Origin of the sequence: Paenibacillus sp. RC84 (assembly GCF_041260495.1) — a bacterium.
Lineage (GTDB): Bacteria > Bacillota > Bacilli > Paenibacillales > NBRC-103111 > Paenibacillus_F.
In genome coordinates, this window is sequence record NZ_JBGBYL010000006.1 from 119,912 (window position 1) to 133,096 (window position 13,185).

Genomic DNA, 13,185 nt, shown 5'->3' on the forward strand with positions numbered 1-13,185 from the left:
TTCAAAGTTACGCGCTGGGAGGCGATCCAAGGCTATGCAGGAAACAGAGAAAACCTACAACACTGCGGTGGAAGCCACTCTCGAAGTGATCGGAGGCAAGTGGAAGCCGGTCATTTTGTTTCACCTCACGTTCGGTAAAAAGCGCAATGGCGAGCTGATGCACCTGATGCCTGCGGTAACGCAAAAAGTGCTGACCCAGCAGTTAAAGGAACTGGTGGAGGACGGGATAGTGTCCCGTATTTCTTATAACCAAATGCCGCCGAGAGTCGAGTATGAGTTGACGGACTATGGCTGGGGCCTGAAGGGTATCCTTCATCTCATGTGCAGATGGGGCGATATGCATATTGAAAAGGTGTACGGGGATAGGGGTAGGGTGTTATTCGAACCGCCTCAATCTGACGAGTGAGGTAGATTAGGTAGAAAAAAACCGGTTCCTGGACATGAGGAACCGGTTTCGTGCGTTTATCCCTAAATTACGGGATTACCTTACGCTTACGGAAGTCTTCAAAGATGTCCATAAACATCTGTTCCGTATCGATGAAGTCATGGAAGCCGAAACGACGCGCTTTGGTCCCGTCGGCAAAAAAGTCATAATCCCAGGAGAATACAAAGTCCCCGAACCGCCAGGAGGAAACGTCTTGGAAGCTGTTTTTCGCCAAATCATATTTCTCCACCATGGTGTTCCACAACATCTCCTTGTCAGCCATGACCACATCCAAAGACATCGGTAATGGGGGGGCTGTCTCAAGCTCGAAAAATGCCGCAATCTTCGGCCAAAGCTCATTCCAGCGGAACAGGTCTCCGTTCGTGATGTTAAAGGCCTGATTCGCGCAGCGTTCATCTGTTGCCGCCCACACAGTCGCCCGAGCCAGCAAGCCTGCATCGGTCATTTCCAGCAGGCTGTGGTAGGCGCCCGGCTTCCCTGGAAAACGGAGCGGCAGACCGAGTTCTTTAGACATGGAAGCATAAATCGCGATAACCATGGCCAGGTTCATCGGATTGCCCAATGCAAACCCGCAAACGACCGATGGACGAAGAGCCGACCAAGTCCACTTGCTGCCAGGCTGTCGTTGTTCGAGGAATTGCTGTTGGTCAACGTTGAACTCCGGCGGCATATGATGGGCATCCGTTTCCTTCGCAGGTGTCTTGAAGGGACCGAGATGCGCACCGTACACCTTATAACCTTGCATCAGACTGATATGCTGCAGTTTAGGGGCGATCGGTTCGATCGCATTGACCGTGTTCACGAGCATGGCCAAGTTGGGTGGAACCAGTTCGGCCCAAGTAGGGCGATCTTGATAAGCGGCGTAGAAGATATGCGTGACTTCGGTTAGATTGCCGAGCTTATCTCGGGTATCCTCCTCATTTAGCAGATCAACCGCCACATACCGTACCTGGGGGGTGTCCTCTCCGCCGCGTCGAGAAACTCCAATAATATCCCACTCGGGGAGCGTCATCAAATGCTGGATGAGATTCCCTCCGATTACTCCGTTAGCTCCAATGACAAGAGCGGTTTTATGTGATACGGTTTCTTCTGGTTTCATAGGGCTCTCCTCCTTCTTATAGGGTCTATTATGAGAGGGAAGAAGGAACTTGAGAAGTACGCACTTTGGACTCACCTAAGCACTTGAAAGTAACATAAGGGCCCGGAAGCCAATAAAAACAGCTCTTCCATCTTGCTTGGAAGAGCTGTTGATTGCACTTATAAATGCGACCCGCCGGTGGCATCGACCATCTGTCCGGTAACCCAACGGGCGTCCGATGAAGAGAGGAAAGCCACGATGTCCGCAATATCCGAAGGCTCGCCGACTCTGCCGAGGGCAGACATTTCGGCCGCATGTTGCTGGCCTTCCGGTGTATGCAGCCATTCTGCGTTCACGTCCGTATCGACGATGCCGGGGAGCACGGCATTAACGGTAATCCCACGAGGCCCTAATAGCTTCGCAAGATGCAGGGTAAACGTGTTGATGGCACCTTTCGTCAAGTTGTACGCCATAATATGAGGATATGCAATTCGCGTAACGCCTGAAGAGGTATTGATAATTCGCCCTCCGTCACGCAGAAGCTGCAAGGACTGCTGGACGAGGAAAAACGGCGCTTTTACATTCACGGCAAATATCGCGTCGAAATCCTCCTCGGTGGTTTCCTCCAATGTTTTGGAAGTTCCTATGCCAGCGTTATTAACGAGGATATCGATCCGGTTCTGACCTGTTAGGCGAAGGAGCGTTTGCTCCATGGTTTGAACCAAATCCGTTACCCCGGCAACGTTTTCGAGATTTGCTCCTAGGGCCAAAGCCTTTCCGCCTTGGGCTTCAATGGCCCGGACAACTTCCTCTCCCGCAGCACGGCGGCTGCCATAATGAACGATAACCAGAGCACCTTCTTGCGCCAGTCGCAGCGAAATTGCTTTTCCGATACCGCGGCTTCCGCCTGTGACTAATGCAATTTTTCCTTCCAATCGTTTCATAGCTCTCACTCCTTTATGATGTGTAGTGCTACTGTACACCTTCCAGTAAAGGGGAGAGTCAACACGAGTTTATCCAAGCTCAAGGGGAATGAGCAGTTCAGCCAATCGCATTTTTCCGTAAATATCTTTGTCCGAAGTTAAATAAGTTTCACGGATCGGCTCTTTAGAGGATCGGACATAGCCTTGAGATGAGATCCACGAAACTAACTGATCGGCGGCAAGGCAAGAGTTGTCGTAAGGATTGCAGAGGTGCACAAGGGAAGCGGCCGCTTTTAACTCGGGCATAAGGCGGACGTTCACTCTTCCGTTGCTTGGAATAGTCTTTGTTAACGGTACGGCAACCTCAAGATCGGCTTGTTCCGTATCTGAGTTGTCAGGATCGTGCCATAAAATCGTCAAATCTCGTCCTTCGTCCTCCCCATAGGAATTGACGTACCGGGTGAGCTCGTCAAGCAGAAGGCAGAGGTGCGTACGTGGAACAATATCACGAATAGAAGCCATAAGTTGAGGTTGTACGTTACGAACGGTTATCGGCGTTTCCTGCCGGCGGTTATCCGCTTCTTCGACACGGGTAATCCGGTTATTGATTTCGTTCAACTGCCGCTGCGCTTCCAGGATGGAACGCTCGAGTTCTTTCTTTTTATCGACTAACTTTAGTTTTACGTCGGGTATTGCGTCCTCATCCAGGAAGTGTTTAATTTGATCCAACGTGAATCCGTGTTCTTTAAAGGCGGTAATGCGCTTAACGGTTAGAAGCTGCTTTTGAGCATAGTACCGATAGCCGTTAGCAGGGTCTATGGCAGCCGGTTCAAGCAGTTTTAAACGATTGTAAAATCTTAATGCTTTGACAGAAACACCGCTCAACTTGGAGAAATCACTGATCTTTAGCATTCTATAATGGCCTCCTTTCTTATCCTCAAATGTTCTATAGGGTATTCGGATTATCGTGCAGATCAGTAAGGCTAAGCCAGTCTCTCCCCGTTGACTTTGACGCCATCCAGTATCGTATTTCCCCAAATTGGAAGCAAGTCGGTCTCTCCCGTAAAACGGCTTCCGGCTAACGAGCCGTTATGAAAAACAGCCCCTTCAAAGCTGCATTCCTCAAACCGGCAATACATAAACATAGCGCCGCGAAAATTAACCTCGGAAAACCGGCATCGTACGAACGATACGTCGTTTGCTATGGCTTTGCTTAAATTACTTCCCGTAAAATCGCAATCCTCAAATCGTTCGCTGATCCTGGCATTATTCAGCTTGGCTCCCCGAAACGAGCAGCGGCTGAATTCACGTGTCACATACCGGCTGTCCAGTTTTATCATGTCAAAGCCGCAATTCGTAAATGTTGAGGTGTTTAAACTTGCAGCTTCCGCGAAACGGGCATAAGACAGATCGACTCCCTGTACGGTCAAGTACTGAATCGTCTCTGTCAATTCGATTCCCCGAAAATCCTCTAACCCGGCAGCTGTCTGCCCGAAAGGGGAGGAAGGGAAGAGGCGTTCCTTTTTATGCAGGTTTGATTTGCCTGTAACAGCGGCCAATGCCCGGTTCGCTTCAGCGATTTGAGCGTCGTTCCATCTTGCAATGAATTGCTTTTTGCTCAATTTGACAACCTCCTCGTTTCACCGGTGAAGTGCGGCTTCGTAAGAATCTCTTTTTTATAAGTTCAGTTAATAGTAACATAAGGAGAAGCCGTGAGAACATGTGGGGAAAATAAAGGGTTTTGATCACGAGTATTGCATAGGACGGCCGTTCTAACAGAAGAGCAATGCGTATAAAAAAGGGACTTATTGAAGTAAGTTATAGGTAGAGATCATTAAATGACTTTCAGAGAGCAGGATCGATAAATGACAAAGAATAAACAACGTTACCGCTTCAGTGAAGCGCCTATATGGAATATCCAGCGAAAATATTATGAAGAAGCGGGAACGAAGGCTTGGAACAATGACCAAGTCCCTCAATATATAACGAGCAATCCGATGATCGCCGCTGCCTATGCGGAAATGATTTTCGGGTTTCTTCAAGACCGGGCGAATAAGGAAGCTGGTTCCGAGCCTGTTTTGATTGTGGAGCTTGGAGCAGGAGCGGGACGTTTTGCTTACCATGTGCTGCATGAGTTGTGTCAGTTGAGAGACTACGCCGGGATATCGCTTCCTCCGTTCCGCTATATCATGACGGATTTGGCGATGAACAACGTTATGGCTTGGAAGGAACATCCGGCTCTACAAACTTTTATTACCGAGGGATTGCTGGATTTTGCGCAATTTGATGCTGTCCATGACACAGTACTGAACCTCGTTGTATCAGGTACAACCATTAGCGAAGGAGCTTTAAAACAACCGGTAATCATTGTGGCCAATTACTTTTTCGATGGTATTCCACAAGAGTTGATTTATGTGAGTGAGGGGCAAATTTATGAAGCGGATGTTGACGTCGAATATCCCGAACATCAGGATTCCCTTAAACCATCGGAATGGTTAGATCAAATCACTTTACACTATGAGCATCGTCGGGCGCCTGAGTACGAACAGGCTACCTATCCTTACCGTGATGTCATTTCCATTTATCAGGAACAGCTGGAAGACTCGCATATTTTATTTCCTGCCGCGGGAATAACTTGTTTACAGCGTTTGAATTCGTTATCTCAGAAGGGGTTCCTGCTCATAACAGCAGACAAAGGAGATCACTTACTGGAAAATTGGAAATTCGCGGAACCGCCGGAGTTGATCTTGCATGGAAGTTTTTCTTTAACGGCCAACTACCATGCGCTTCTACATTTCTTCGAACAAAGAGGAGCCGAGGCGTTATTTCCCCCCCACCATTATAAAAATATAAATGTCGGCTGTATCCTCCATTTGGACAAACCGATAGACTATCCCAATATGAGATTGGCTTATCGTCGATGCATCGAACGCTTTGGTCCGGATGAATTTTTTAGTATGAAGGGGTGGGTAGATCGCAATCTGGACAGCATGCGGCTGGAGCAAATCTTAAGCTTTTGGCGTTTGGGCGGATATGATGCGGAATTTTTCATTCAGAGCACGAAGCAGATTTCCAGTCTGTTACAGGATGCAAGCGATGAAGAAAAGCAGGATTTGTTGAGAGGCATAGAGCTGATGTGGTCCTCCTACTACGTCATGGAGCAGCGTTACGATCTGGCGCTCGATGCCGGATTGATCCTGTTTGAGATGGACATGTACGAGCACTCCAAACGGTATTTGGAAATTTCGGTAGAAGAAGAGCAAGACGAGGTCGTATCAACCGTGTTTTATTGTCTGGCCATTTGTTGCTTCGAGCTAGATTTAGTTGAAGATGCTTTGAGGTACATGCGAAAATTATTAGAACTTGAGCCTGACCATGAAGAGGCGTTGGCGTTGATCAGCCATTTTGATAAACCCTAATCAAGCAGCAGTAGTTGAAAAAAGTTCGGCACACGATTTGTGCTATAGCTGACTTGGGGAAAACAAAGTTGGCTATATCGGAAAGGGGTTGTCTCCCGGTCATCTGAGATGACGGGTGGGGACAGCCCCTTTCTATATACATAAGAGTCCATTTTGCGGATGTTAGATTATGAAAATATTGGTTCCATTGATATAGGAATCGTCGATCTATCAAGAAATTTTGATGAAAAATGCTTTATTTACACATTTTTAATACGTATGTCATTGAATATGTCAGTGACATTAAGTAAGCTCATTTTAGATCACCAATAACCTAGGAAGGGGAAAGTCCGACACCTATGGATAAATATGCCGACAGATATACCATCAATCACGAGAGATCACTGGCCCGGGAAAACCTTAAATGAAAAATGTACAGGCGTCAAAGAAACCGAATCTGCTGTATCTGCAAATTGCCGATAAGGTCATAGAGATTATCCGGAGCCGCAGGCTTCAGCCGCATGATCCCGTTCCTTCAGAAGGAGAGCTTGCGAAGCTGTTCGGCGTAAGCCGGATGACGAGTAAGCTGGCGCTGGAACAATTGGCTGAGCAGGGTCTGGTGTATCGTTTGCCGAGAAGAGGGACCTTCCTTTCCGGAAACCAGGACGGAGTGCTTGAAAGCGGACTGCTCTCGGCAGATAAGAAAGCGCTTCCAAGCGAAATAAAAGAGAAGCAGTGTAATCAGATAGCTCTCATCGTGCCCCATCTATCTGATTACACTTCAAGAATTATTGCGGCGGCCGAGATCGAAGCACGAAAGCACGATTGCGATCTTATTCTGAAGATCAGCCAGAGTAAAGAGGATGAGGATCGCTGCCTGCAGAGGCTTGTCGATGGGGGAATAAGCGGCATCATTTTATTTCCCCAGGGACGCAAGACATGCAGTGACCAAGTGCTGAGGTTGAAATTGCAGCAGTTTCCAATTGTTATTATTGACCGAATTTTTCGTGAGGTTCAGATCGATTGCGTGTATCACGATCATTACCTGGGCTCTTACCAGATGACCCGGTATTTGATCGAGAAGGGACACAGGGAAATCGGATACACGTCGAACTCGATAGATAATATCACCAGCAGGGAGGAGCGGTATCAGGGTTATATCCAGGCGCTGCTTGATCATGCGATTCCTGTCAAAAACCAATCCATTCTCTTTAAAAGCGTGCCTTGCAATCCAAGTCATATTAACGAGGGCGACCCGGAACAGGAACGGTTTATTCATGAAAATCCGCAGATGACAGCTCTTATGTGCGGGGATGATCATGTTGCCGTTTCAACCTTATATACCGCTTTGCGTATGGGGATTCCTGTCCCTGACAAGCTTTCTATTGTCGGGTTCTCTGACATCCAATTATCCGCGTTAGCTCCGATTGCTCTTACGACGGTCAGACAGGATACGGAGCAGCTTGCCCAATCGGCATTTAATCTTCTTATGAAGAGGGTTAAACATTCTCTTGAGAAACAGATCACCATCAAAATTCAAACGACGATCGTAGAGAGGAAATCCGTTCTTTAGGATTGACCGAAGGAGTTTATATGAAAATTCATTTTCTGGGAACCGCAGCCGCAGAGGGCTTTCCGAATGCATTTTGCCGCTGTGAGTACTGCCTCAAAGCACGAGAGCTTGGGGAAAAAAATATTCGTACGCGAAGCTCGGCCATCATTGACGATGTAATCAAGTTCGACTACGGTCCCGATTCTTATATGCAGGCGCTTCGCGACAACATTGATTTGGGCGCAATCGAGCACCTGCTCGTCACCCATACGCACTCGGATCATTATAACGCTTATGATTTGGAATGCCGAAGAGCGGGAATTGCTCATGACCTTCCGTATCCGCTGCATATTTACGGAAACGATGCCGTGATGCATCATACGCGTGCTGCCATCGGCCGATTTGAGGGAGAGCGGTTTGCATTTCATCTCCTTCGTCCATTTGAGACGATAACGGTAGGCGATGCAAGGGTTACACCCCTGCTGGCGGACCATGACAGGATGGAAACATGCTTGTTGTACGTAATCGAAAAGGGAGGCAAAAGCCTGCTGTACGGACATGATTCGGGCTGGTTTCCGGAAGCGACATGGGCGTGGTTAAAGGGAAGAAACCTGGATGGTGCCATACTCGACTGCACGCACGGGTACACCGGGAAATCTCGTGATCGCAATCATATGTGCATCGAGACGGTGCTGGAGGCTCAGCGTGAGTTTCGGAATGAACATATTTTAAAAGAGGAAGGGCACATCATCGTCACGCACTTTAGCCATAATTCCAAACTGCTTCACGATGAATTTGAAGACATATTCAAACCCGCGGGGATCGTGGTGGCCCATGACGGAATGATCTTTCACATCTAGCCATACAGAGGCGGAACAAAGGATTCCTTCAAGTCCTGCTCCGTTGCGAATTACCATGGTTTTATAAAAAATCCACCTACATGAATAGGGAGTGTGAAAAAGAATGTTTAAAAAAATGGTAAGTGCATCTTTGCTAACGATCCTATGTCTGGCGGTAACGGCTTGCGGTGGCACCAATAACAATGCGGATGGGACTACACCCTCGAACAATACGCCGTCCGCATCTGCACCGGTTAAGAATGATAAGCTGATTGTTTATACAAATGCGAATTCCGATGGCCGCGGTGAATGGTTAGTCGAGAAAGCGAAAAGCGCCGGTTTTGAGATTGAGCTTGTCGGCGCAGGCGGTGCCAACTTAACCAGCCGGTTGATTGCCGAGAAGAACAATCCGATTGCAGACGTTGTGTTCGGCTTAAACAACATGCTTTATGAAAATTTGAAGAAAGAAAATGTCCTGTCCAAGTATGTTCCGAAATGGGCCGGAGATGTAGAGCCGGGCTTAAACGACCCGGACGGCTTTTATCACGGTCTAGTGAAGCAGGCTATTCTGCTTAGCTACAATCCGAGTAAATTTACAGCCGAAACCGCACCGAAGGATTGGACGGAGCTCTACAAAAATCCAGCGTTTAAGGGCAAATATGAAGCCCCTACCCTGCTTGGACAAATTACGCCGCAGCTCGTAGTCGCGGGAATTCTGACCCGATATCAGGATCCCAACGGTGAACTCGGCATTTCCAAGGAAGGCTGGAATGAAGTTAAGCAATTGTTTGACAACGGGGTAAGAGCGGTAGAAGGGGAAGATTTCTACGCCAATTTGGCAAGCGGAAAAACGCCGCTTGGAGCAGTGGTTTCCGGCACACTGAGCAAGAAGGAAGAACAGTATAAAGTGAAAGCAAGCATCGTAAGTCCGCAAATCGGCGTGCCTATGATTGTGGAGCATGCGGCTATTATTAACGGTACGAAGAAGAAAGCAACGGCAGAACGGTTCGTCGAGTGGATAGGGACCGCTGAAGTCCAAGGGGAATTTGCCTCTAAATTCAATTCCATGCCTGCGAATACCCAAGCTGCCGCAAAGGCTAATGAGTCCGTGAAGGCCTTATATGCCAATTTAAAAGCGCAGCCTATGGACTGGGGCTTTATTGCCGGCAACATTGGAAAATGGGTAGAGAAAATTGAATTACAGATCATGAAATAAACAAAGCGAGATGAACGACAGACTGCATATTGGGAGGCCAATATGCAGTTATTCTTTAAGAACATAAGGATAGGGGTAACTATGATAACATTTAATGAAATTCAAATTAAATTCGGTCATTTCCACGCCATCAAAAACCTCAATCTGCAAATAAAAGAAGGGGAATTTTTTACCTTTCTCGGTCCGTCGGGGTGTGGGAAAACAACGATTCTGCGCAGCCTGGTCGGATTTATTAAACCTACGAGCGGACAAATTATGCTGAACGGCAGAGATATTACCCATGTGCCTATTGAAAAAAGAGAGATCAGCATGGTGTTCCAGAGTTATGCCCTGTTTCCGACGATGAATGTTTATGACAATCTCGCTTTTGGCATGCGTGTCAAGAAGGCTTCGAAGGCCGATATAGACCGGGAAGTGAGGGACATTGCGCAGAAGGTGGATCTGAAGGAGGACCAGCTTTTTAAGAAAGTGTCGGAATTGTCCGGCGGTCAGCAGCAGCGCGTAGCTATTGCCAGAGCGCTGGTCCTAAAACCGAGTATTCTGGCGCTGGATGAGCCTTTATCCAATTTGGACGCCAAGCTAAGGGTGCAATTGCGAAATGAGTTGAAAAATCTTCAGAAGAAGTTCGGGATCACAACGATTTATGTCACTCACGATCAAGAAGAAGCGTTAACATTGTCTGATCGCATCGCAGTCTTCAATAATGGAATCGTCGAGCAAGTCGGCAGTCCTCAAGAAGTATACAATCAGTCCAAAACGGAATTTGTGTGTAATTTTATAGGCGATATCAATAGGATCGACCCGTTGATTATCCAAAATAGCCGGTTGAAGGATTGCATCGACGCCAACAAAATAGCCTATATCCGCAACGAAAAAGTGAGCTTACTGCCCCTGCCGAGTACAGATGCCGTACAAATAAAAGGCAAAATTGTAGATCAGGAGTTTTATGGGCTGTACAGCAAATATTTAATAGAGGTTGCCGGAGGGGGACTCATAAAGACCATCGAGAAAGAAAGCGGGTTTGCTCCCAATAAAGTCGGCGACGATATCGATATTTATATCCGTGTCCGCGATATTTTGCAGTACTAAGGGAAGGAGGAAGTGTGTTGAACGCAGACAAAATTAAAAAAAGGCTGGCATCCATCAATCCGACCGCATTCGTTTTTTACGCTCTGATAGCCTGGTTTGTCATAGCCTTTCTGATTTATCCTAACCTGAATACCTATTATGAAATCTTTTTTAAGGGCGGTAAATTTTCGTTCGAGGCGGCGGAGAAGCTTATGTCATCCGAACGTGCGATGAGAAGCTTGTATAACAGTTTTATTCTGGCCGTATCCCTTGTTTTTACGGTAAACATTGTTGGCGTCACTTTGGTTCTGATCTCGGAGTATTTTGATATCAAGGGTGCGAAAATTTTAAGGCTGGGCTACTTTACAACTCTTATCTATAGCGGTGTTGTATTAGTGTCCGGTTATAAATTCGTATACGGTGAAACGGGTTTCATGACCAAGCTGCTGGTCAATCTGTTTCCTTCTTTTGATACGACATGGTTTCACGGCTACTGGGCCGTTCTATTCGTAATGACGTTCGCCTGCACTTCCAACCACGTCCTATTTCTAAGCAATGCTGTTCGTAAAATTGATTTTCAAACCGTAGAAGCGGCAAGAAATATGGGGGCATCCACCTTTTATATCCTGTGGAGGGTTGTCCTTCCGGTCTTGAAGCCTACGATGTTTGCGCTGACCATTCTGATCTTTCTGACGGGCCTCGCTGCAACGTCCGCTCCTCTGATCTTAGGCGGAGTAGAGTTTCAAACGATCACACCGATGATCCTAACCTTCTCGAACAGTGCGTCTTCCAAAGATCTAGCTGCGCTGCTGGCGCTCATTCTCGGCCTGGCTACTTTAATTCTGCTGACCCTTATGATCAGATTTGAACGAAAAGGCAACTTCATGTCCGTTTCCAAAGTGAAATCGGAACTGGTTAAGCAAAAGATCAACAATAAGTTCGGAAATATTGCCGCCCATATTCTGGCGTACTTCCTGTTTCTCCTTTATATCATTCCGGTCGTTCTTATTATTGTCTTTTCGTTTACGGATGCACACAGCATATCTACGGCAACGCTGAGTTTTCACAGCTTCTCCTTAAGCAATTATAAGAACGTGTTCTCCAACATGTCCGCGTTCAAGCCTTACCTTGTAAGCATTGTGTATGCCGCTGCAGCATCGGTAACCGTTGTGGCCCTGGCTTTGGCGGCCTCGCGGATTTTGCATAAGTTCAAGAACAAGTGGACGATGGCCCTGGAGTATGCGCTTCTGATCCCGTGGATGCTGCCGTCGACATTAATCGCAATCGGGCTCATCGTAACTTTTAACACGCCGAGATTGATTATCGGGAATTCGATATTAGTGGGATCGGTCTGGATGCTATTTATTGCCTATGTCATCGTGCACATACCATTCACTCTCCGGATGGTAAAAGCGTCCTTCTTCAGTCTGGACAGTAACCTTGAGGATGCGGCGAAAAATTTGGGCGCCAAGTCTTTTTATACATTCACTAAAGTGTTGTTACCCATTATACTCCCGTCAACGCTAGCCATTCTTGCTTTGAATTTCAATGGTATTTTGGCGGATTACGATCTTACCGTATTCCTCTATCATCCTTTGTATCAGCCTCTTGGTATCGTCATTAAGAACAGTACGGATGCACAAGCTTTGGCTGACACGAAAGCGTTAACCTTGGTATATTCCGTCATATTGATGATCATGTCCGCTGTTACGTTATACTTTGTTTATGGAAGGAAAAGTAAGGCGTGAAAGGCTTCATGATAAGAAGACCAAGTATAGTTATCGTCAAGAGCCTGACAAGGTTCAAGTAAAGACATAGGCCAAAGTTTTAATCATGAAATAGAACCCCTGCCTTAGCAAGGGGTTCTATTTTAAATATGTTGCTAGAACAACCGGGAACCATAAATAACAGCGCAAAATAGTGTTGCGGGGAAGCCAGGAGAACACGTTAAACATGTGGAATACATAACAGACCTTCTGGAGGGGATGATTGCTAAACTTCGGACCTTATCATGTACCATAAGTCTATATTTGGCGGTGAGATAAATGGACAAATTGAAACACAGCGGATTTTATAAACTTAAATTCTTCATAACGCCGGAAGAATTTAAAAGTGTCTTGAAGCTCTTTGAACCAAAACATGCACAATTTCATCTTACTAATCATGCCCGGACAAAACATGATCAACATCAGGTGGTCGAGGCTTATAAAACGTTTTATCAGTATTTTACAGCACAAGAAAAGCCGAATTACTACCCTTTCTTCGTATACTCTATTTCTTTTGCCGCGGGCAATGAAAGCTCCGGATTCTTTGTAAGAAATGAAGGGATCAGCTTTCCCTATCACGGACAGTGGGCAGAAGATGAATTACCGTATGTCATGCTGTCCCTTCCCAAAGGCTTTCAAATTAATTTAGAAGATGAAAAAGGAAAATATTATATATACGAGGATATCCGGGAACATCAGCCGTTAACTTATGCATTTTTTGATGAAATAGCGAACGACATGAAAAAAATCACAAAGCCGCTTCGTTTTTCGGCCCGTGCAGCAGATGCATTGCAAGAGCAAAAACCGCCTGTTCGCATAAGTACAAATGCGATGAATGACATGGCGGATTCTTGGATTTTTAAGAAATATGAGCTTGTTATGAAGGGCAAGTAGCAGAGT

At 46.5% G+C, this 13,185-nt stretch carries 12 protein-coding genes; 8 read left to right on the top strand and 4 right to left on the bottom strand.

Going from position 1 to position 13,185, the window contains the following annotated elements:
- Positions 1-34 precede the first annotated feature (34 nt).
- Positions 35-406 carry a winged helix-turn-helix transcriptional regulator gene (locus ABH899_RS15225; RefSeq protein WP_009675773.1) on the top strand — a complete coding sequence of 124 codons (372 nt, stop codon included), beginning with the start codon at positions 35-37 and terminating at the stop codon, positions 404-406.
- A 67-nt stretch (positions 407-473) separates the two neighbouring features.
- On the opposite strand, the gene ABH899_RS15230 is transcribed toward ABH899_RS15225, so the two are convergent.
- The 4 genes from ABH899_RS15230 to ABH899_RS15245 form a co-directional block, all read right to left on the bottom strand.
- The gene (locus ABH899_RS15230; protein WP_369997666.1) at positions 474-1,544 is read right to left on the bottom strand and encodes an SDR family oxidoreductase; all 1,071 of its coding nucleotides are present in this window, start codon (positions 1,542-1,544) and stop codon (positions 474-476) included.
- Between the two features lie 158 nt (positions 1,545-1,702).
- A complete protein-coding gene (locus ABH899_RS15235; RefSeq protein ID WP_369997668.1) occupies positions 1,703-2,467 on the bottom strand; it encodes an SDR family oxidoreductase in 765 nt (254 codons plus the stop codon).
- A gap of 69 nt (positions 2,468-2,536) precedes the next feature.
- Positions 2,537-3,358 carry a MerR family transcriptional regulator gene (locus ABH899_RS15240; RefSeq protein WP_369997670.1) on the bottom strand — a complete coding sequence of 274 codons (822 nt, stop codon included), beginning with the start codon at positions 3,356-3,358 and terminating at the stop codon, positions 2,537-2,539.
- 71 nt (positions 3,359-3,429) lie between these two features.
- Positions 3,430-4,068 carry a pentapeptide repeat-containing protein gene (locus ABH899_RS15245; RefSeq protein WP_369997672.1) on the bottom strand — a complete coding sequence of 213 codons (639 nt, stop codon included), beginning with the start codon at positions 4,066-4,068 and terminating at the stop codon, positions 3,430-3,432.
- 243 nt (positions 4,069-4,311) lie between these two features.
- Between ABH899_RS15245 and ABH899_RS15250 the strand changes: the two genes are divergently transcribed.
- The 7 genes from ABH899_RS15250 to ABH899_RS15280 all read left to right on the top strand — a co-directional run bounded on the left by ABH899_RS15250 (position 4,312) and on the right by ABH899_RS15280 (position 13,179).
- Positions 4,312-5,865 carry an SAM-dependent methyltransferase gene (locus ABH899_RS15250; RefSeq protein WP_369997675.1) on the top strand — a complete coding sequence of 518 codons (1,554 nt, stop codon included), beginning with the start codon at positions 4,312-4,314 and terminating at the stop codon, positions 5,863-5,865.
- Positions 5,866-6,268: 403 nt separating this feature from the next.
- On the top strand, positions 6,269-7,417 hold the full coding sequence (locus ABH899_RS15255) for a GntR family transcriptional regulator (protein ID WP_369997678.1): 1,149 nt from the start codon (positions 6,269-6,271) through the stop codon (positions 7,415-7,417).
- Positions 7,418-7,437: 20 nt separating this feature from the next.
- Positions 7,438-8,256, top strand: coding sequence for an MBL fold metallo-hydrolase (locus ABH899_RS15260; protein WP_369997680.1), 819 nt, complete (start codon positions 7,438-7,440; stop codon positions 8,254-8,256).
- A 103-nt stretch (positions 8,257-8,359) separates the two neighbouring features.
- Complete coding sequence (locus tag ABH899_RS15265; RefSeq protein ID WP_369997682.1) at positions 8,360-9,451, top strand: extracellular solute-binding protein; 1,092 nt, start codon at positions 8,360-8,362, stop codon at positions 9,449-9,451.
- A gap of 81 nt (positions 9,452-9,532) precedes the next feature.
- Entirely contained in the window at positions 9,533-10,540 is a 1,008-nt protein-coding gene (locus tag ABH899_RS15270) for an ABC transporter ATP-binding protein (RefSeq protein WP_369998232.1), read from the top strand.
- Positions 10,541-10,557: 17 nt separating this feature from the next.
- Complete coding sequence (locus tag ABH899_RS15275) at positions 10,558-12,267, top strand: ABC transporter permease (protein WP_369997685.1); 1,710 nt, start codon at positions 10,558-10,560, stop codon at positions 12,265-12,267.
- 297 nt (positions 12,268-12,564) lie between these two features.
- Entirely contained in the window at positions 12,565-13,179 is a 615-nt protein-coding gene (locus ABH899_RS15280) for a hypothetical protein (protein ID WP_369997687.1), read from the top strand.
- Positions 13,180-13,185: the final 6 nt, after the last annotated feature.